The following is a 19,923-nucleotide window of genomic DNA, read 5'->3' as shown; positions in this document are numbered from 1 at the left end:
ATCAATTCTGCAGTGGCCCCCAAGACGGGTCGCTACCGCCATCCGGCGTTCTAACAGGACGCAAGTTACGGCCCGAAATATCCACAGAGTAAAGCGTCGATCGACCGCTTGCCCCCTGCGTTTCGCGGGTGAACATGATGACCCGCCCGTTTGGCGACCATGTGGGACCTTCGTCCAGGAACGAGGCGGTCAAAAGGCGCTCTTCGCTGCCATCCGTGCGCATAACACCGATGTGGAAGCGACCTTTGTTCTGCTTGGTAAAGGCAATCAAGTCACCACGCGGAGACCAGACCGGCGTACCATAGCGGCCTTGCCCAAAACTGATCCGCGTTGCCTCGCCTCCGTTGGCGGGCATGATGTAAAGCTGCGGAGTGCCCGACCGGTCGCTTTCAAACACGATCCGACTGCCGTCCGGCGCATAGCTTGGTGCAGTTTCAATCGCGGGCGTATTGGTCAGTCGCACGCTTTGGCCCGAGGCCAGATCCATTTTCCACAAATCCGTGTTTCCGCCTTGGGTCAACGAATAAACAATTGAACGACCATCCGGAGAGAAGCGCGGTGAGAAACTCATGGTGCCTTCCTGCGTTTTCAACTCCTGCCGCTTCACGCGGCCGACATCCAGAACGTAAATACGCGGCTGACCGGTCTCGTAGCTGGTATAGAGCAACTGGTCGCCCGTCGGTGAAAACCGAGGCGCCAGAACAATCGCTGCGCTGTCGGTCAGATACTGCACATTAGCGCCGTCGTAATCCATTATGGCCAACCGTTTGCGCCGTTGATCCTTTGGGCCGCTCTCCGACACGAACGCGACACGGCTGTCGAAATAGGCGCCCTCTCCCGTGATCCGGGTATAAACCTGATCCGCGACCTTATGCGCCATGCGCCTCCAACCGTCGGTTGTTCCTGCAAACTGCAAACCGTTGCCGAGTTCCTGCCCCGAGAAGACATCCCAGACCCGGAACCGGACCGTCAGGCGCTTGCCCGACACATTGACCGCCCCTGTCACCAGTGCTTGAGCGTTGATCGCCTTCCAATCTGCGAACTGAACCGGCGCGTCAAAACTGCTGACGCGGCTGATATATGCATCCGACGAGATTTCACGAAACAGGCCCGTTCCGGTCAGGTCAGACACGACCACCCGCGAGATATCTTGTGCATATTGTGCCGCCGAGGGACCGTCAGGCACAAAGCTTGGCACGGCAAACGGCATAGGTTCGATGATCCCTTCATCGATTTCCAGACGCAGCGGGCCACTTTGGGCGTAAGCCGAGGTCGAAAGAAGGGTCAGGCCAATTAAGAGGCTGGTCAGAAGTTTCATCATTTGATCCGCATCCTCTCGGGATTGAATGTAATCTCAATATCCTGCCATTGATCGTATTTGTCAGCAGGTAGGTCATATCCTTTAGACCCACAGCGCAAAATTGCGCGCCGCGCGGCTTCGTAGGCTTGTTTTGCTGATGCGGCTGAGCCGCCTGAACTGTCGAGTAGCTGCAAACTGCCGCCAACCACTTTGCCATCTCTGGTTAACGAAAACCCGACAACAACCACGGTTTCCAGCGCATCCGTCGACAGGGACCCGACATTCCAACACCGCGACACCGCAACCCGCATCGCGTCTTTTTCACCGCTTGTCAGTGGTGGGCCCGAAGGTTCGGTGCCATTGCCCAATGCTTCGGCCAAGGCGTCATTGATCGCTTGCTCGTTTTGCGCAGGTTCAGTCGGCGCGGGCTCGGGCGTTTCTGCAACCTCAGGCTCTGGCTGGGGTGCCGGCCGGTTCGGGCGCACGCGCGGACGAGGAGAAGTTCGCGGGGCCGGATCTTCGACTTCTTCCGCCTCGGTCACAATCTCGGGCGCGGCCTCTTCCGGTGCCGTTTGATCTTGCTGTTCTTGTTGGATTTCCGCCCCTTCATCCAGCGAAACCGGAGGGGTTTCAATGTCATCCGGCTTGGCCTCGGGCGGAGGAGGGGCAATCTGCTCGGGCGCGATCTTATCCGCAGGGCTTGGTTCGGCCTCTGGGCCCGGAGGCGCAGGAAGCGCCGCCAGCTCAGGCTCGGGCTCTTCAAGCGTCGGAGGTTGTTCGATCAGTTCGGGCTCGGGAGGGACTTCCACCGTTTCCGGTTCCGGCTCGGGCTCAGGTTCCGGCTCGGGCTGGGCAACCGGCTCAGGTTCGGGCGTTTCTTCCGGTGTCGGGTCCAGTATTTCGATCTTATCAGGTTCTGCAGGCTGTTGCAGTTCAGCCGGGTCAGTCGGCACCTCGGGTGCCTCGCGTTGCGCGGTCATGGCCGCAAACTGCTCAGCCGAGATCACCGAGACATCCTGTACAGCCATCGGCAACGGCTCGGACCGGAAGGTCCCGCCGATCAGCGCCCAGCCAATCAGGCTGACATGCGCAATTGCCGAAATCTTGGTGCCGGTATCCACCGCGCAGCCTCACTCTCACCCTTCGTCCAGCGTTGGCCCGCCGGTATCAGTCACAAGGCCAACGTTGGAAAACCCGCCCGCGTTCAAAGCACCCATGACCTGCATCACTTGCGCATATGGAATCGCGCCGTCAGCACGCAAGAACACGCGGTCGCTGCTGCGCTCAGCTGCGATCGCGCGCAGCTTACCGATCAGTTCTTCGCGCAGCACATCCGTGGTCTGGATCTGCACGCGCCCATCTGCGGTCAGGGTCACGGTCAGCGGCTCTTCGTTGTCACCGGGTAAGGCACTTGCGGCAGTTTTGGGCAGATCGACAGGTACGCCGACGGTCAACAATGGGGCCGCCACCATAAAGATGATCAGCAACACCAGCATGACATCAACAAAGGGCGTCACGTTGATCTCGGCCATCGGTTGGGCGCGCCCGCGCCGCCGTCCGCGCCTGCGTCCGTTCCCGCCCGAGCTTTGCTGAACTGCCGCACCCATCGTCAGCTATCCAACTGACGCGACAGGATAGTGGCGAATTCATCGGCAAAGGCCTCGTAGCCGCCGACGATGCGGTCACTGTCTGCGCTGAGTTTATTATAGAATATCACCGCCGGGATCGCGGCCAGCAAGCCAAGACCGGTGGCCAGCAACGCCTCGGCAATACCCGGGGCCACAACGGCGAGGTTTGTGTTCTGCTGCTCGGCAATCTCGATAAAGGCATTCATGATGCCCCAAACGGTGCCAAACAGGCCGATAAACGGCGCTGTCGATCCGACAGTGGCCAGAATGGGCAACCCTTTTTGCAGACCCTCAGCCTCTTTCGCGATCGCCACGTCCATCGAGCGATCGATCCGCGCCGTCGCCCCTGCGATCAAGCCGCCATCGGTGCGGTGCGAGCGTCGCCACTCGATCATCCCCGCCGCGAAAATCTTTTCGGAACTGCCATCGGGCTGGGTTCCGATCTGCTCGAACAGCTCATCCAGCGGATTGCCAGACCAGAAGCTTTCATCGAATACCTGCGCCTCGCGCCGCGCGGCTCGGTAGTTGATCAGTTTCTGAATGATAATGCCCCAGGACCAGATGGATGCACCGATCAGCATCAACATCACCAGTTTGACGATAAAGGTCGCGCGGGCATACAGCCCCCACATGGAGAAATCGATCTCCTGCGCCAGCGCCAGCGTTTCAGCTTCCATGAACCTGCTCTTTGTTTTGCCTGATGGCCATTTGGCCTTGTTTTGCCAAACGCTAACGCAGATGGAGATGAAAAGCCAACAGAACCACCCCGGAGGCTGAAAATGTTACATCAATGCGCGAATCTCTGCCGGAAGACGAACGGGCTTACCCTGCGCATTCATGCAGACAGCCGTTACCTCGGCGCGGAAAATCTCGGTCTCGCCACGCTTGACCAATTGCGACATTGTCAACCGAGCGCCCGATAGCGAAACCATCTCGGTCTCGACCATCAGCTCGTCTTCAAACCTAGCGGCGGCGAGATAATCCGCCTCGATCCGCCGCACGACCCAGACAATGCCTGCGTCCCGCATCGCGTTCTGATCATTACCCAGTTTACGCACCCAGTCCGACCGGGCGCGTTCGATGAATCTCAGATAATTTGCGTGATAGACCACGCCTCCCATGTCGGTGTCTTCGTAATAAACACGGACCGGGTAGTGATGCTTCATTGCGACGGCTCCAATCTGGCGAACAAGCGCAACGCATGAGAGGGGTCCTGCGCGGCACCGGGCAGAACAGGATCGTAGGCGGCGCGGATCAAGGCCGCAATATCAGGCCGCAAGATCGTCGCGTCACCAGCAATCGCCAGAGGTGAGGCGCTGCGAAAAGCTGTGTCGGACCAAAGCAGGATCGTTTGTACAACCTGGCTTAACGCCAGCGTTTCTGCCGGCACTTTCGACAGCTCTTTGTCCATGCGCAAAAACACAAATGCCGCGCGGATAGCGCCGTCATCCTCGAACCGAAATATGCGATACTGATTGGCATCGGCCGCCACAAGCCGGTCGACCAGTGGGGCCAGATCCGGGATCAGGCGATCCAGATCGGGCACGTCCAACAATTCCTGCCACTCACGGAAGAAGAACACCATGCAATTGGCACCCAGTTCGGGATCCGTCTCGGTCATCTTGTGATTTGCCAGAGTGACAACCGCCTCGAACGCACCTTTTACGGTCGACAGCGTTTCATCCTCGACACCAAACACGATGGGCACGATGGGTCTGCCCCAGCGCGCAAACAGAAACTCACCGCTATCGCGTGTGAACAGCGCCTCAATCTCATCGGGTGTCACGCCCCAGTCCTTCTTCTCGATTTAGATACGACTGCCTGAGGCTTAAAATCTAATGCGCCCCACTTCAACCAAACAGATCGCTCTGTCCTTTGGGTGCAGCCATCCCCAGATGCGTCCATGCCTTTTGCGCCAGCATCCGTCCGCGCGGAGTGCGCTGGATCAGGCCTTGCTGCAGGAGATAAGGCTCGATCACCTCTTCCAGCGAATCCCGGCTTTCGGACAACGCCGCCGAGAGTGTTTCAATCCCCACTGGCCCGCCCGCATAGTTCTCGGCAATCAGCTTCAAATACCGGCGGTCGGCCCCGTCCAGACCAAGGTTATCGACCCCCAGTCGGGTCAGTGACCCATCCGCCAAGTCGCGCGTAATCCGCCCATCGCCTTCAACAATGGCAAAATCCACTACGCGTCTCAGAAGACGACCGGCGATCCGTGGTGTTCCACGAGACCTGCGCGCGATCTCACGCGCGCCTTCGTCATCCGCAGGTGCGCCCAGTTTGCGGGCATTGCGGGTGACGATCTCGTGCAACTCGTCGACCGTATAGAACTGCAGCCGGGTCGGGATGCCAAACCGATCGCGCAACGGCGTGGTCAGCAACCCCATCCGCGTTGTCGCCCCGACCAGCGTAAATGGCTGCAGCTCGATCCGTACAGTCCGCGCCGCCGGACCTTCACCAATGACAAGATCCAGCTCGAAATCCTCCATCGCGGGGTACAGCACCTCTTCGACCGCCGGGTTCAGACGGTGAATCTCGTCGATGAACAAGACATCCCGCGATTCCAGATTGGTCAGAATCGCCGCCAAATCCCCCGCCTTGGCTAGAACCGGTCCCGAGGTCATGCGGAAATTCACTCCCAACTCGCGCGCCATGATCTGCGCAAGCGTGGTCTTACCCAATCCAGGTGGACCATGGAACAGCGTGTGATCCATCGCCTCACCGCGTTGGCGGGCCGACTGGATGAAGATGCGTAGGTTGGCCCGCGCCTCGGCCTGACCAATGAATTCATCCAGCCCCTGCGGGCGCAGGGCGCGGTCATTGTCCTCGGGCATCGGTTCGGGTCGCAGGGCGGGATCAGCGTCTACCATTCAGTTACCCTTTCACTCAGCCCTTGGGGGCCAGTAGCTTCAGCGCGGCGCGTATCAGATCGGCCTCGCCCGCATCTGGCATATTAGCCGCTGCCTCGGCCACGGCCGATGCCGCCTCGGACGGTCCATAGCCCAGATTGCCCAACGCCGACAGCGCATCCGCAGAAGCAGCGGCAGCGCCCGAGGCCGGTTTGGCCACCCGTTTCGGAACAGGCGCAGGCTCGGTCGTCTCAACCACTTCAAGTGCCGGGCCATCCATCGCTTCGGTCACCGTGCCGCCCATCGCCATCACACCCGGGGCCTTGTCCTTGAGGTCAAGAACGATCCGTTGCGCGGTCTTGGGGCCGACACCCTTTGCGGCCTTCACGGCCCCCCAGTCGCCCAAGGCAATCGCGCGGCTGACACCATCGGGCCCCAGCGCACTAAGAATGGCCAGCGATACCTTCGCACCCACACCCTGAACCGAGCACAGCAGACGGTGCCATTCCTTCTCGACCAAGGACAGAAAACCATAAAGCTGCATCAGGTCTTCGCGCACGACCATATCGGTGTAGATTGACATTGCCTCACCCACCCCCGGCAGGGCCGCCATGGTCCGGTCCGAGCAATAGACGATATAGCCGACCCCCCGCACGTCGATCAGAACGTGATCCGCCGCGCGGTAATCCAGCCTTCCAGTGAGCTTGCCGATCATGCGCGTACCTCTTTCATCCGTGCCTGCGGTGCGGCGCCATAGTAGGAATGGCAGATGGCAATCGCCAATGCATCCGCAGCATCCGCCCCTTTGGGGGAACAACCGGGCAGTTGGAGTTTGACCATATGCAGAACCTGCTCTTTTTCGGCGTGGCCGACGCCCACCACAGTTTTCTTGACGCGGTTGGGGGCGTACTCGCCAACCGGCAAACCCGCCTGCGCAAGCGTCAGAAGCGCAACCCCACGCGCCTGACCCAGTTTCAGTGTACCGGCCCCATCTTTGTTGACGAAGGTCTGTTCAATTGCCGCCTGATCTGGATTGTGCTCGGCGATGACTTCGACGATTTGATTGTGTAGCGACAGCAGCCTTTCCCCCAGATCATCACCATCGGATTTGCACAATCCATTCGCAACGTGGCTCAGGCGGCTGCCATGCGATTCGATGACGCCCCATCCCAAGGTTCTAAGCCCTGGATCAATGCCCAGAATTCGCATGTTTTGTCTCGGCCTGCTCGGGTTTGTGTGATCTTTTTTCATCGACTAGCACGAAGCGTGAACATTTTCCAAGGAAATCAACTCAGGGTCCAAAACCGACATTCATGTCGCCTCCGGTTCCTCGCGGCCTGTTTGCGACCGGGTTAGGTTCGTTTTCGACGCTTTTCCGATCGAACTTTAACCAATGATTTAAGGGGTTTTCATCAATTTCGAGCGTTGCAAAAAATGCATAGGACACATGCAATTTCTGCGCTTGCGCACGGCGAAACTCATCACTAGATGCCGCTCAGATCGCAAGATCAGAGTTTAACACAAACCAGAAGGAAACAGGATATGGCTGCACTGGATACCACCCGCACCACCACTGGCTCATTCGGCCTCGTCGGCCGTATCGGCGCACTTTTTGCATCGGTTGTAAACGCCGTTGTTGAATGGAATGACGCCCGCGCAACCCGTAACGCGCTGAACGGTCTTTCTGACCGCGAACTGGACGATATCGGACTATGCCGCGGCGACATCGACGTTGTCGCCGAAGGCCGCCGTTACTGAGATAACGGACTACCGCATACGCCCCTTCCTCCTCCCTGTGGGGCAAACAGAAACACCGCACGCCGTGAGGCATGCGGTGTTTTTGTTAGGAGGGTGCAAGATATCCGGTTAGAACCAAACCTTGTTCAGTTGGCTCGAGAAAAACGCGGTCACCGGATCGGCCTGCATGATCCAGGCGCCAGCTTTCTCAACCGGCGTGCCCTGATTCAGGCTTTCAACCCGCGTTTCGTACGCAGTCGGGCCAAGATGAGACAGTAAAAAGGCCTTGAAGGCAAAGAAGCCAACCAAACACAGTAACAAAACCCTCGCTGGAACTGCTGAACGCATACGCTGTGGTTTCATCACCACCAGCCCGTCTGAGCGCAACGTGGCACGATAGCCGCGGCTGAGTTTCTGGTGCTTTTTGTTCAAACGCGAGATGCGTTGATCGAATTCGAGTTGTTTTCCTGTCATGGCAGCCTCCGAAAACCGCCCCCCGAGTGCATTGAAAGACGGTAATTAGAGAATGCGACAAAAACGTGGCAAAAATCCACAAAACTCCCGTAAATGGCCTAAATTCAGCCCTGTTTGCTTAAGATTAGCGTCGTCCACTCACCAATCCGATCCTGGCGAACCAGATTGAAGCCGTTTTGGAGATAAACCGAGATCACGTCATCGGACTGTTCATTGAGGATTCCCGATAGAATCGCTTGTCCACCCCCCCGCAGGTTCGCCGAAATTTCAGGCGAAAGGGCCACGAGCGGACCTTTTAGGATATTGACGAATATCAGATCGTAAGGCGCATGCGCCTTCAGATCCGGGTGATCGAAACCTGCAGCTTCAACACATTTAACCGCACCCGCCATACCGTTCGCCCGTAGGTTGGCCTCGGCCACGTCGACGGCAACCTCATCAATGTCGCTGGCGATGATATCGCCATCCCAAACTCGAGCTGCGGCCATCGCCAGCACGGCAGTACCGCAGCCGATATCGGCAACTTTGGTGGCCGTGAACCCATGATCCAGAAGATGGTCCAAAGCCTTGAGGCAACCAAGCGTTGTCCCATGGTGCCCTGTGCCAAAGGCCATCGCAGCTTCGATCAGCAGCGGAATGCGGCCTTCGGGCAGTTTGTCGGCATCATGGCTTCCATAGACAAAAAACCGGCCGGCCTCGACCGGGGCTAGTTCGCGGCGGACATGGGCGACCCAATCCGTTTCGGGCAGCTCTGAGACCACAAAGGGCTTGGCCTCGAACGCGGCGGCCAGAACCGCCAGCGCGGTTTCATCCGGGGTTTCGGTAAAATAGCCGCCGACCTCCCACAGGCCCGAGCCATCCTCGACCTCGAACACGCCGACGCCGGTTGGTTCCGGGTCCAGCCGTTCCATCGCCTCGCCCAATCCTTCGGCGGCTTTCTTGCCGGTCAAAGTGGTCAGAGCAGTGAATGTTGGCATGGGGGCCTCCTGTTTCGATCGAAACAGCGCCTAGGGGCACCGACCGCCAAGGTCAAGCGGAGTCGCTTATTCGGCGGGCGCGGGGGCGTATTTCGACAGGATGGTTTCGTTGCCCGGTTCCGGATGACGCGGGATCAGTAGTGACAGCAGAAGCGAGATGATCGCCATTGCAGCGGCCAAACCAAACACTGCGCCGGGCGAAACGACCCATAGTAGACCTAAAAGTGCTGGCAGGAAAACAGCGGCGATATGATTTATGGTAAATGCCACCGCCGCAGTGGGCGCAATATCCGCCGGGTCGGCGATCTTCTGGAAATAAGTTTTCAAAGCCAACGCCAGAGCAAACAGCACATGGTCGATCACATAGAGAATCGCCGCCAGCAGCACGCCCCAGCTAAACCAGTAGATGCCGCCATAGGCTGCGAAAACGATGGCGAGTCCGGCATATTCAAAGATCAGCGTGCGGCGTTCGCCAAACCGTGCGACTGCCTTGCCCAGCAGCGGAGCCGCCATCATGTTGATCATAAGGTTGATCAGGTACAGGCTGGTCAGTTCGTGCACTTCAAAGCCGAATTTCTCGACCATCATGAAACCGGCGAACACGACAAAAATCTGCCGCCGCGCGCCCGCCATGAACTGTAATGCATAATACAGCCAGTAGCGGCGGCGTAGGATCAGCTTCTTGGTCTGCGGCGTCGGTGCGTCGAATTGCGGGTAAGCAATCAAGCAAAACACTGCCAGCAAAGTTGTCACGCCGCCTGCCGCCATGAACACGAAGTTATAGGACAGGTCGAAGCGGTCCCATGTCAGGACGATCAAGCCATAGACCACAGCCGTCGCAGCCGAGCCCATAGCCACCAGCCAGCCAAGCACCTGCGGCGCACGGTCTTTAGGCAGCCATTGCAGCTGCAGTGACTGGTTCACCGTCTCATAGTAGTGAAACCCGATCGAGCTGAACAGCGTCACAAACAGCAGCCCGCCAAGGCTGGGAAACCAGGCCGTCACCGCCGTCGCCACGCCCAACATCATCAATGAGATCATGGCCAGTACCTGCTCGCGGATGAAAATGATCACCGCAATCACGCCAACGGCCAGAAAACCCGGAATCTCGCGTACCGTGTGCAAAAGCCCGATATCCGCCCCGTCGAAGTTCGCCGCCTCGATGACGAAATTGTTCAGCAATGCACTCCACGCGTTGAACGCGATCGGCATGGTCAACGCCATCACGAACAAGAGCGTCATAGGTCGGCGCCAGAGCGGAAGACTCTGCGCCTCAGACAAGGGCATGGGTTTCAGCATGAGGATGCTCTACGCCCATTTGTACTTTTTGGCGAGGGGAAAGCGGCAGGCGCACAGCGGCTCTGCACTGATGCAGGGGTCAGTAGAAGCTTTGCGGATCGATATCCACGGTCAGGCGGATATCGCCTTTCAACTTCAACGGGGCGATCCAGCGGGCGATGGCGTCCTGAATAGGCGCACCTTTCGGGGCTTTGACCAACAGCCGGACGCGGTGACGCCCACGTATGCGTGCGATCGGGGCTGGAGCCGGGCCAAATACCTGAGCACCAACATCGCGCAACGGCGCATCGTTGCGCGCCATGGCGTTGCCGATGTCGAAGACCGACCCGACCTCGGGGCCAGACAGGACAATCCCGGCCATGCGGCCATACGGCGGTACCCCGGCGGCCTGACGCCCGGCGGCTTCAGCCTTCCAGAATCCTTCTTCATCGCCCGATAGAATCGCCCGGATCACCGGATGTTCCGGCTGGAATGTCTGCAACAACGCCTGACCCGGTTTATCCGCACGACCTGCCCGGCCCGCCACCTGCCGCATCAATTGAAAAGTTCGTTCCGCCGCGCGCAGGTCAGCCCCATGCAGGCTGAGGTCCGCATCAATCACCCCAACCAGTGTCAGCTTTGGAAAATTATGTCCTTTGGCCACGAGTTGTGTCCCGATAACGATATCCGCATCGCCTTCGGCAATCTCTTCGATCTTGGCCTTCAGGGCACGAGCCGAACCAAACAGATCAGAGCTGAGCATAGCGATTTTGGCTTCAGGGAACGCCGCCTCAGCTTCTTCTGCCAGCCGTTCAATCCCGGGTCCGACCGGTGCCAGTTTACCCTCGACCCCGCAGGATGGGCAGGCCTCTGGCATTGGCTTGGTCTCACCACATTGATGGCACATCAGACGCTTGAGGAACCGATGTTCAACCATTCGCGCGTCGCAATGATCGCAGGCAATCTGCTCCCCGCACGCCCGGCATAGTGTCACAGGCGCATAGCCACGGCGGTTGATGAACAGCAGTGACTGCTCTTCGCGTTCGATACGCTGTTGCACCGCCTGCCGCAGCGAGGGGGAAATCCAAGTCCCGGCCTGCATCTGCTCGGCGCGCATGTCGATCGGCTTCATTTCGGGCAGGACTGCTGCACCAAAACGCGAGGTCAGGTCAAGCCGCTCGTATTTACCCGCCTCGGCATTGGCCCAGCTTTCCAGTGAAGGCGTCGCGCTGGCCAGAATCACCCGCGCACCGCAGATGGCCGAACGCAGAACGGCCATATCCCGCGCACTATAATGCACCCCATCTTCTTGTTTGTACGAGGTGTCGTGTTCTTCATCGACAACTAGGAGACCAAGATCACGAAATGGAAGAAACAGTGCTGACCGGGCCCCAACGACCAGTTGCGCATCACCCTGACCGACCATCCGCCAAACCCGGCGACGTTCGGTCATGGTCGCGCCCGAATGCCACTCAGCCGGACGCGCACCAAATCGCGCCTCGACACGGGTCAGAAATTCAGCCGTCAGCGCGATCTCGGGCAGCAAGACCAGTGCTTGCCGCCCCACGCGCAGGGCCTCGGCGACCGCCTCAAGATAAACCTCGGTCTTGCCCGAGCCCGTCACCCCCTTCAGAAGAGTCGTTCCATAATCTCCCGTCCGTTGCCCGGTCTGAAGCCGCATCACGGCCTCCGCCTGATCCTCGGTCAGGTCCTTTCCCGGCAATTCAGGATCAAGATGAGGATAGGGAAGATCACGCGGGCTGTCCTCTTCACGCACAGCGTTCTGTTTGACCAACCCCTTGATGACCGAAGATGTGACCCCCGCTTGCTCGGCCAGTTCCTTCAGCGTAAAGGCCAAGCCGCCATAGTCTCGCAAAACTTCAAGTACCCGCATTCGTGCGTCGGTCATTCGGTCCGGTTGACCACCGCCCAAACGATAAACCTTGCGCATCGAGGGCGGATCGCCCAACCCCGGCGCGCGCGTTGCTAGCCGCAGCATCGCAGGCATCGGCGTCAGGGTGTAGTCAGCCACTTTCCCCAGAAACACCCGCATTTCTTCACGCATCGGCGCGACCTCAAGCACCCGGTTCACCGATCGCGCCTTGGCCAGATCAAAACCACCCTGCCCCGGCCCCCAAACCACACCCAAGACTTTGCGCGGGCCCAAAGGCACCTCGACAAACGCCCCAAGAAAGCACCCGCCCTCGGGCGCTTTGTAATCCAACGTCCGGTCCAGCGGCTGCGTGGTCAGCACCGCAACCAGCTCTCCTTCGTCGAAAAATCCGTTAGCGCTCACGGTATATCCTTCGCAGGGGGTTCCAGCATGGGTCTCTTTGAGGTAAAGCCATCCGCGACCAAGGCCAACCCATCAAAGGACTGCCCTCATGAAATTCTTCGTAGACACCGCCGAGATCGATGCCATCGCCGAACTGAACGATCTGGGCATGGTGGACGGCGTAACCACCAATCCCTCGCTGATCCTGAAATCGGGCCGCGACATTCTGGAAGTCACCAAAGAGATCTGTGATCTGGTCGACGGCCCCGTCTCGGCCGAAGTTGTCGCCACCGAGGCCGAAGACATGATCGCCGAAGGCCGTAAGCTGGCCAAGATCGCGCCCAACATCGCAGTCAAAGTACCGCTGACATGGGCTGGTTTGAAAACCTGTAAAACACTGACCGACGAAGGCCAGATGGTCAACGTGACCCTGTGCTTCTCGACCAATCAGGCGATTCTGGCGGCCAAAGCGGGCGCAACCTTCATCTCGCCGTTCATCGGACGTCTGGATGATATCAACCTCGATGGCATGGACCTGATCGCAGATATTCGCCAAGTTTATGACAATTACGGGTTCGAGACCGAAATCCTCGCCGCCTCGATCCGCACCGTAAACCACGTGACCGACAGTGCCCGCATCGGGGCTGACGTGATTACAGCACCTCCGGGCGTGATCAAAAAACTGGCCGACCACCCGCTGACCGACAAAGGCCTTGAAACTTTCCTGGCCGACTGGGCCAAGACAGGTCAGAAAATCCTCTGATCCCAAGCATTGCCGCGCGGTGCCATCAGGCACCGCGCCCGGCCCAACGGCAAAAGCTGATCTTTGATCAGCGCCGGGCAGGCGGGAGCGCCCGCCACAGCAACGACGAAATTCGCCTTTCGCGTGCATTTTTCCCAAGGCAAATCCAGCAACCCATGTTATAAGCCCGCCAAACAAAAAAAACGACCGGACGGGACATGAGCAGCGATCCTAAACTCAAGGACAATCTCCGCGCCGCAATTCTGGCTGAGCCTGACGCCGTGCTGGATGACAAAGACCTGATGCAGGCCTTGGTGGCTGCAAATGAGCAGGCGCGTGGTGACAACGTTATCGACCTGCGCGGTATCGCCATGCAGCGGCTTGAGGCGCGTCTTGACCGCCTTGAGGACACTCATCGCTCAGTCATCGCGGCGGCGTATGAGAACTTGGCGGGCACAAATCAGGTGCATCGCGCCATTCTTCGCCTGTTGGAGCCCACCGTGTTCGAGGATTTCCTGCGCGCGCTAGGCAATGACGTGGCCGAAATCCTGCGTGTCGATCAAATCACTCTGGTCCTCGAAACAACCGTCGTACGTGATGATCCGGTGGTGAACCAGCTCGGCGGCGTGCTGACTGTGGCTGAGCCCGGCTTTATCGATAGCTATCTAACCGCTGACCGCAACGGTCAGCCGCGCGAGGTTACCTTGCGCGAAATCCGCCATCCCAATCCGCAAGTTTACGGTAAACAAGCCGATCAGCTACGATCCGAGGCCTGCCTGAAACTCGATCTTGGCACTGGCCGCCTACCCGGCATGATTGTTATGGGCGCGCGCGATCCGAGGCATTTCTCACCTCAGCTTGGCACTGATCTTCTTGCCTTTTTTGCCGGCGTGTTCGAACGCTCTATGCGCCACTGGCTGTCGTGAGCCTGATTTCCCCAGCCTGCCGCGATGTTCTGCAGCATTGGCTGGACAGTCTGGGGGCGCTGGCGGGGCGGTCTGAAAATACGCTCAACGCCTATCGCGGCGACGTGACAGAATTCCTGTCCTTCATGACCTTGCATCACAGCGAGCGCCAAGGGCTGGCCGCGCTGGAACGCATCAGCGTTTCTGACATGCGGGCCTGGATGGCAGAGCAGCGCAATTCTGATGTCGGCGCGCGATCTCTGGCGCGCAAGCTTTCTGCCGTCAAAACCTTCTATCGCTGGTTGGCCGAACGCGAAGGGTTCGAACCTACTGCGGTGCTGTCCACCCGAGCGCCCAAATTTACCAAGAAACTGCCCCGACCTCTGGCCGAAGATGCCGCGCGCGCAATGATCGACACGGTCGAGCTACAATCCTCATCGGACTGGGTCGCTGCACGGGATGTTGCAGTTGTGACGCTCCTCTACGGGTGCGGGTTGCGGATTTCCGAGGCGTTGTCTTTGACCGGTGTGGACGCTCCTCTGCCAGAAACGCTGCGCATATCGGGTAAGGGCGATAAGGAAAGAATCGTACCGGTCTTGCCTGCCGCTCGGGCTTCGGTGGATCGCTATCTTCACCTCTGCCCACATCCGCAATCCCTTGATAAGGCGTTGTTCCGAGGTGTCAGGGGCGGCCCGCTCAACCCCGGAATCATTCAGGCTGTGGTCGCCAAGGCACGGATGCAACTTGGCCTTCCCGCAACAGCCACCCCGCACGCGATGCGCCACAGCTTTGCCACCCATCTGCTGTCTGCGGGCGGCGACCTGCGCGCGATCCAAGAGCTTTTGGGTCACGCCTCGCTTTCGACCACGCAGACCTATACCGCAGTCGATACGGCCCGGTTGATGGAAGTCTATAACCGCACGCACCCAAAAGCCTGAAGCAAAGACCCTTTTTGCTTTGCATCTGCGCCTTGCTTCCGTCATGACACCACCATGACACTCAGATTCAAAGCGCTTTCCGTTCATCTCTTCACCGCCACAGGTGCCGTTTTCGCAATGCTCGCAATGTTGGCCGCAGTCGAAGAGAAATGGAGCCTGATGTATCTCTGGCTCGTTGTCTCGTTCATCGTCGATGGCATCGATGGCCCGCTGGCGCGGCACTATCATGTCAAAAAGAACGCACCCGAGTTTGACGGGGTATTGCTGGATCTGATCATCGACTATCTGACCTATGTTTTCATTCCCGCTTTCGCCTTGTTTAAGTCAGGTCTGATGGACGGCTGGACCGGCTGGTTCGCAATCATCGTCATCACCTTTGCAAGTGCGATGTACTTTGCGGATACACGCATGAAAACCAAAGATAATTCCTTCTCTGGATTTCCAGGCTGCTGGAACATGTTCGTCATTGTGATCTTCGCCCTGGAGCCCAACTTCTGGGTCATCCTGCTGCTGGTCACCTTGCTGTCTGTCGCAATGTTCCTGCCGCTGAAATTCATTCACCCAGTCCGGACCGAGCGTTGGCGCACCCTGTCATTGCCTATGGCTTTTGCGTGGACATTTTTTGCAGGCTGGGCCGCCTGGGTCGACTTTCACCCCGAAAGCTGGGCCCATTGGGGGCTGGTGATCACCAGCTTGTATTTGGTCTCGGCCGGTATTGCGCAGCAGATCATTCCGCCGCGCAAGGCCCGGGATTACAAGACTTCCTGAACCTCGAACTCAGTCCCGTTATGGGTGAACACGTCACCCTCTTGCAGGCCAACCATAGCCAGATAGATCGGGCTTTGGGTCGAAATGCCCATGTAGGTTTTGCCGTCCACCTCAAACCGAGTCGTTGAGACACATACGACGAAGCGGCGATTGTTGAACTTGATTACGGCGCCGGGCTGCACCGTATCCGTGAGGCCAAAATCGGTGTTCTCGATCACGTCAATCTTGGCGTGATGCGCATGAACAGGCGCATCAAAGGCGGCCGCCAGATCTGCATTCTCGCGCGAGGCAGCGATGTCGTCCTTGTCATGCCCTTCTCGGTCATCCAACTGTGAGTCCTTAAGGAAGGCATCATAATGTGCCTGTGCGGTTGCCAGTTCCTGTTCTTCCAAAGACATCAGATGATCGATGATGGCTTTCTTACGTGCGGCGGGGTCTATCTGGCCGGTCATTCAATTCGGTCCTTCAAATTCACTATTCGATATAGGTTGGGGCCGTACCGCTCCGATTGCAACAGATAAGTACCGATCAGATCAACAGGCTGGCAGCACCTTCGTGACGCAGCAGAGCCACTTTGGTCTCAACACCGCCGTGGCCTGAAAACCCAACCATCTTCCCATCTGCACCCAGAACCCGGTGACAGGGAATAATGATGGGGATGGGATTTCCTCCGCATCCGCGCCCAACCGCTTGCGCCGAGTAGCCAAGGTCGTTAGCCAACTCGCCATAGGTGCGCGTATCACCAAATGGGATAGCATACATTGCATCGCACACCTGACGCTGAAATTCCGATCCTTTGATCCGGTAGGGCAGTTCGAACTGCTGCAAACGCCCTTCGTCATAGGCACGCAACTGCGCCGCCGCTTCTCGCAGAACCGGGGTGGCTAGACCTTCGTCACGGCCATTCCAGACAAGACGCGTGATGGCGCCGCTGGTCTCTTCGACACCAAGGCAACCAAACTGAGTTTCTACGGCGATCATCGGCATAAGAGAACGGTTGCAGATGTTTCACCACACCTGCAACCCGAATCCTGACGATCCGCCTCTTCATCTGGCCAAAAATACCTCGGAGCGCGAGGCAGAGCCTCGCATCAGCGATCTCTCTCTCGCGCTCCGTTCGAATGTCAGCTCAGCGCCTCGTTACATCGCCCGCATACGCCCGGATGGGCGTGCAGCCCAACATCAGGAAGGATTTTCCAGCAGCGCTGGCATTTGTCGCCTTGGGCTTTTTCGAACACTACAGCTACGCCCTCGATTTCCGGCACACGGAACGCCTCGGCCGGAGCCGGATCGCCTGTGACAGCCAGACCAGAAGTGATGCACATGTCATCCACGTCGAAGGTCGCAAGCAGATCGCGGGTTTCCTGATCTTCGACATGCACGATCGGTGCGGCCTCAAGGCTGGATCCGATCACCTTGTCCTGACGTTGAATTTCCAGCGCAGCGGTCACGGCGCGGCGAACGCGGCGGACTTTGGCCATGCTGGCTTCCAGGTCTTCATGGCGCCAATCAGCGGGCGTTTCAGGGAAATCCATTAAATGGACCGAACTATCATCGGCCGGGAACCGTTCCAGCCAGACCTCTTCCATGGTGAAGACCAGAACTGGGGCCAGCCATGTGGTCAGACGGTGGAATAGGATATCCAGCACAGTCCGCGCGGCACGGCGGCGTAGGCTGTCACCGTCGCAATAAAGCGCGTCTTTACGGACATCGAAATAGAACGATGACAGATCAACCGTGGCGAATGTGAATACGGCGCTGAATACACCCTGGAAGTCAAATGCTGCATAACCTTTGCGCACCTGCTCATCCAGATCGGCCAGTCGGCTTAACACCCAGCGCTCCAGGCGCGGCATATCTTCAGGCGCAACCCGATCCGCTTCGGTGAAGTCCGCCAGCGAGCCCAGCATGAACCGCATGGTATTGCGCAGGCGGCGATAGCTGTCGGCTGTCCCTTTCAGGATCTCCGGTCCGATCCGCTGGTCGGCGGTGTAGTCGGTCTGAGCCACCCACAAGCGCAGGATATCGGCGCCGTATTGTTTAACGACCTCTTCCGGCACGATGGTGTTGCCCAGCGATTTGGACATCTTGTTGCCCTTGGAATCCAGCGTAAATCCGTGGGTCACTACGTTGCGGTATGGTGCACGCCCCTTGGTGCCGCAAGCCTGCAGCATCGACGAATGGAACCAACCGCGGTGCTGGTCGGTGCCTTCCATATAGACGTCAGCGATGCCGTCCGCGGTCCCGTCCTCACGATCACGCAGCACAAAGGCATGGGTCGAGCCAGAGTCGAACCACACATCCAGCACGTCAAAAACCTGATCGTAGTCGTCGGGGTTCGCGATACCGTCGAGGATCTTCTCCTTGAACCCGTCCGTGTACCAGACGTCTGCGCCATCCTTCTCAAACGCGGCTTTGATGCGGGCATTGAGTTCGTCATTGCGCAGCAGGTAGTCCGCGTCGGTCGGCAATGCCCCCTTCTTGGTGAAGCAGGTCAGCGGCACGCCCCAGGCGCGTTGGCGCGACAGAACCCAGTCCGGGCGTGTTTCGATCATGGAATATAGACGGTTGCGGCCGGTCTGCGGCGTCCATTTCACCAGTTCATCAATCGAGCGCAGGGCACGTTCACGGATGGAGTCGCCCATCTCGCCCATGCCGTCCTCCAGCTTGCGGTCGACCGAGGCAAACCACTGTGGCGTGTTACGATAGATGATCGGAGCCTTCGAGCGCCACGAATGCGGATAGCTGTGCTTGATCTTGCCGCGCGCCAGCAGCCCGCCGACCTCGGCCAGCTTGTCGATCACGGCCTTGTTGGCATCACCCTCACCGCCCTTTCGAGACAGGATGTATTTACCGCCAAAGAACGGTAGATCGGCGCGGAAGCTGCCATCATCCATCACGTTGTAAGTGATGACCTGTTCCAACATCCCCAGATCACGGTAAAGCTCGAATTCCTCCATCCCGTGCGACGGCGCGCAGTGGACAAAGCCGGTGCCTTCGGTGTCGGTCACAAACTCAGCGGCGCGGAAATCGCGGATGTCGTCCCATTCGCCATTGCCATCTTCGGCCCCGGCCAGCGGGTGTGCCAGTTGGATCTTGGCAAGATCCTCCTGCGTTACATCACACAGGCGGCGGTACATCGTATCGTCCAGACGCGCGCGGGCAAACACATCCGCCGCGCGGTCATCGGCCAGTAGATAGCGTTCACCGATCCGCGCCCAGCACTCCTCGGGGCGGCCGATGACTTCGTAGAGACCGTAGGAGATATCCTCGCCATAGACCACGGCCTTATTCGAAGGCATCGTCCATGGGGTCGTCGTCCAGATCACCACATAAGCGTTGTCCAGCGTCACATCGCCGGTGTTCACAACCTTGAACTTCACCCAGATGGTGAAGCTTTCCTTGTCGTGATACTCGACCTCGGCCTCGGCCAGAGCCGTCTTCTCGATGGGCGACCACATCACGGGTTTCGAGCCTTGATAAAGCGTCCCATTCATCAGGAACTTCATGAACTCATCCGCGATCACGGCCTCGGCGTGATAGTCCATCGTGATGTAGGGATCGGGCCAGTTGCCGGTGATACCCAGACGCTTGAACTCTTCACGTTGGATGTCGATCCAGCCTTCGGCGAACTTGCGGCATTCCTGACGGAAGTCGACGATGTTCACCTCGTCCTTGTTCTTGCCCTTCTTGCGATACTGTTCCTCGATCTTCCATTCGATGGGCAGACCGTGGCAGTCCCAGCCAGGTACATAGCGTGAATCGTAGCCCATCATCTGATGGGACCGAACGATCATGTCCTTGATGGTCTTGTTCAGTGCGTGGCCGATATGCAGGTGGCCGTTCGCGTAAGGAGGGCCGTCATGCAGGGTAAAAGGCTTGCGGCCCTCTTTCTCGCGAAGGCGGTCATAGACGCCGATCTTTTCCCAGCGGTCGAGCCATGCGGGTTCGCGCTTGGGCAGGCCTGCACGCATGGGGAATTCGGTTTTCGGCAGGTTCAGCGTGTCTTTGTAGTCAGGTGTTTCGGCGCACATTTGGGGCGTCCTCAGGAT

Annotated in this window: 21 protein-coding genes; 5 read left to right on the top strand and 16 right to left on the bottom strand. The window is 58.6% G+C overall.

The window, feature by feature from the left end:
• Nucleotide 1: 1 nt before the first annotated feature.
• From tolB to ruvC, 9 genes are all read right to left on the bottom strand, one after another.
• Nucleotides 2–1,321 (bottom strand): Tol-Pal system beta propeller repeat protein TolB, encoded by a 1,320-nt coding sequence (tolB, locus tag ACR0AH_RS12145; RefSeq protein ID WP_170466163.1) that lies wholly within the window; start codon nucleotides 1,319–1,321, stop codon nucleotides 2–4.
• Nucleotides 1,318–2,421, bottom strand: coding sequence for an energy transducer TonB (locus ACR0AH_RS12140; RefSeq protein WP_170612104.1), 1,104 nt, complete (start codon nucleotides 2,419–2,421; stop codon nucleotides 1,318–1,320). The genes tolB and ACR0AH_RS12140 overlap by 4 nt, the downstream gene beginning before the upstream one ends.
• A 15-nt stretch (nucleotides 2,422–2,436) precedes the next feature.
• Nucleotides 2,437–2,907: a protein TolR gene (tolR, locus tag ACR0AH_RS12135; RefSeq protein ID WP_170424320.1), complete on the bottom strand. Its 471-nt coding sequence runs from the start codon at nucleotides 2,905–2,907 to the stop codon at nucleotides 2,437–2,439.
• 2 nt (nucleotides 2,908–2,909) lie between these two features.
• Entirely contained in the window at nucleotides 2,910–3,605 is a 696-nt protein-coding gene (gene tolQ, locus ACR0AH_RS12130) for a protein TolQ (protein WP_170397391.1), read from the bottom strand.
• Between the two features lie 105 nt (nucleotides 3,606–3,710).
• Nucleotides 3,711–4,094 (bottom strand): tol-pal system-associated acyl-CoA thioesterase, encoded by a 384-nt coding sequence (gene ybgC, locus ACR0AH_RS12125; RefSeq protein ID WP_170404386.1) that lies wholly within the window; start codon nucleotides 4,092–4,094, stop codon nucleotides 3,711–3,713.
• Nucleotides 4,091–4,714 carry a hypothetical protein gene (locus ACR0AH_RS12120; protein ID WP_170733268.1) on the bottom strand — a complete coding sequence of 208 codons (624 nt, stop codon included), beginning with the start codon at nucleotides 4,712–4,714 and terminating at the stop codon, nucleotides 4,091–4,093. The genes ybgC and ACR0AH_RS12120 overlap by 4 nt, the downstream gene beginning before the upstream one ends.
• 64 nt (nucleotides 4,715–4,778) lie before the next feature.
• Entirely contained in the window at nucleotides 4,779–5,798 is a 1,020-nt protein-coding gene (gene ruvB, locus ACR0AH_RS12115) for a Holliday junction branch migration DNA helicase RuvB (protein WP_170397397.1), read from the bottom strand.
• A gap of 16 nt (nucleotides 5,799–5,814) precedes the next feature.
• Nucleotides 5,815–6,492, bottom strand: a complete 678-nt coding sequence (gene ruvA, locus ACR0AH_RS12110) for a Holliday junction branch migration protein RuvA (protein ID WP_170424326.1) — start codon at nucleotides 6,490–6,492, stop codon at nucleotides 5,815–5,817.
• Nucleotides 6,489–6,986: a crossover junction endodeoxyribonuclease RuvC gene (gene ruvC / locus ACR0AH_RS12105; protein ID WP_170404395.1), complete on the bottom strand. Its 498-nt coding sequence runs from the start codon at nucleotides 6,984–6,986 to the stop codon at nucleotides 6,489–6,491. The genes ruvA and ruvC overlap by 4 nt, the downstream gene beginning before the upstream one ends.
• A gap of 333 nt (nucleotides 6,987–7,319) precedes the next feature.
• Here ruvC and ACR0AH_RS12100 point away from each other — a divergent pair, with 333 nt between their 5' ends.
• Entirely contained in the window at nucleotides 7,320–7,535 is a 216-nt protein-coding gene (locus ACR0AH_RS12100) for a DUF1127 domain-containing protein (RefSeq protein WP_170397404.1), read from the top strand.
• 108 nt (nucleotides 7,536–7,643) lie between these two features.
• Here the strand turns inward: ACR0AH_RS12100 and ACR0AH_RS12095 are convergent, their stop codons facing one another.
• The 4 genes from ACR0AH_RS12095 to ACR0AH_RS12080 form a co-directional block, all read right to left on the bottom strand.
• A complete protein-coding gene (locus ACR0AH_RS12095; RefSeq protein ID WP_170397406.1) occupies nucleotides 7,644–7,988 on the bottom strand; it encodes a hypothetical protein in 345 nt (114 codons plus the stop codon).
• Between the two features lie 104 nt (nucleotides 7,989–8,092).
• Nucleotides 8,093–8,965 carry a 50S ribosomal protein L11 methyltransferase gene (locus ACR0AH_RS12090; RefSeq protein ID WP_480592120.1) on the bottom strand — a complete coding sequence of 291 codons (873 nt, stop codon included), beginning with the start codon at nucleotides 8,963–8,965 and terminating at the stop codon, nucleotides 8,093–8,095.
• A gap of 66 nt (nucleotides 8,966–9,031) precedes the next feature.
• Nucleotides 9,032–10,264, bottom strand: coding sequence for an MFS transporter (locus tag ACR0AH_RS12085; RefSeq protein ID WP_170397410.1), 1,233 nt, complete (start codon nucleotides 10,262–10,264; stop codon nucleotides 9,032–9,034).
• Between the two features lie 79 nt (nucleotides 10,265–10,343).
• Complete coding sequence (locus ACR0AH_RS12080) at nucleotides 10,344–12,539, bottom strand: primosomal protein N' (protein ID WP_480592118.1); 2,196 nt, start codon at nucleotides 12,537–12,539, stop codon at nucleotides 10,344–10,346.
• An 88-nt stretch (nucleotides 12,540–12,627) separates the two neighbouring features.
• On the opposite strand from ACR0AH_RS12080, the gene fsa reads away from it, so the two are divergent.
• The 4 genes from fsa (at nucleotide 12,628) to ACR0AH_RS12060 (ending at nucleotide 15,871) form a co-directional block, all read left to right on the top strand.
• Nucleotides 12,628–13,281: a fructose-6-phosphate aldolase gene (gene fsa, locus ACR0AH_RS12075; RefSeq protein WP_170404410.1), complete on the top strand. Its 654-nt coding sequence runs from the start codon at nucleotides 12,628–12,630 to the stop codon at nucleotides 13,279–13,281.
• A 197-nt stretch (nucleotides 13,282–13,478) separates the two neighbouring features.
• On the top strand, nucleotides 13,479–14,186 hold the full coding sequence (locus tag ACR0AH_RS12070; protein ID WP_480592116.1) for a DUF484 family protein: 708 nt from the start codon (nucleotides 13,479–13,481) through the stop codon (nucleotides 14,184–14,186).
• A complete protein-coding gene (locus ACR0AH_RS12065; protein WP_480592114.1) occupies nucleotides 14,183–15,103 on the top strand; it encodes a tyrosine recombinase XerC in 921 nt (306 codons plus the stop codon). Before ACR0AH_RS12070 ends, ACR0AH_RS12065 begins: the two co-directional genes overlap by 4 nt.
• 54 nt (nucleotides 15,104–15,157) lie before the next feature.
• The gene (locus tag ACR0AH_RS12060; protein ID WP_170397421.1) at nucleotides 15,158–15,871 is read left to right on the top strand and encodes a CDP-alcohol phosphatidyltransferase family protein; all 714 of its coding nucleotides are present in this window, start codon (nucleotides 15,158–15,160) and stop codon (nucleotides 15,869–15,871) included.
• Here ACR0AH_RS12060 and ACR0AH_RS12055 read toward each other — a convergent pair.
• The 3 genes from ACR0AH_RS12055 to ileS form a co-directional block, all read right to left on the bottom strand.
• On the bottom strand, nucleotides 15,856–16,323 hold the full coding sequence (locus tag ACR0AH_RS12055; protein ID WP_170733273.1) for a hypothetical protein: 468 nt from the start codon (nucleotides 16,321–16,323) through the stop codon (nucleotides 15,856–15,858). The genes ACR0AH_RS12060 and ACR0AH_RS12055 overlap by 16 nt on opposite strands.
• Before the next feature lie 76 nt (nucleotides 16,324–16,399).
• Complete coding sequence (locus ACR0AH_RS12050) at nucleotides 16,400–16,858, bottom strand: methylated-DNA--[protein]-cysteine S-methyltransferase (RefSeq protein ID WP_170397424.1); 459 nt, start codon at nucleotides 16,856–16,858, stop codon at nucleotides 16,400–16,402.
• Nucleotides 16,859–16,995: 137 nt separating this feature from the next.
• Nucleotides 16,996–19,905, bottom strand: a complete 2,910-nt coding sequence (gene ileS, locus ACR0AH_RS12045) for an isoleucine--tRNA ligase (protein WP_480592112.1) — start codon at nucleotides 19,903–19,905, stop codon at nucleotides 16,996–16,998.
• Nucleotides 19,906–19,923 lie beyond the last annotated feature (18 nt).

The sequence above is a fragment of the Ruegeria sp. AM5 genome, from assembly GCF_056540645.1.
This window is presented reverse-complemented; position numbering and strand designations above follow the sequence as displayed.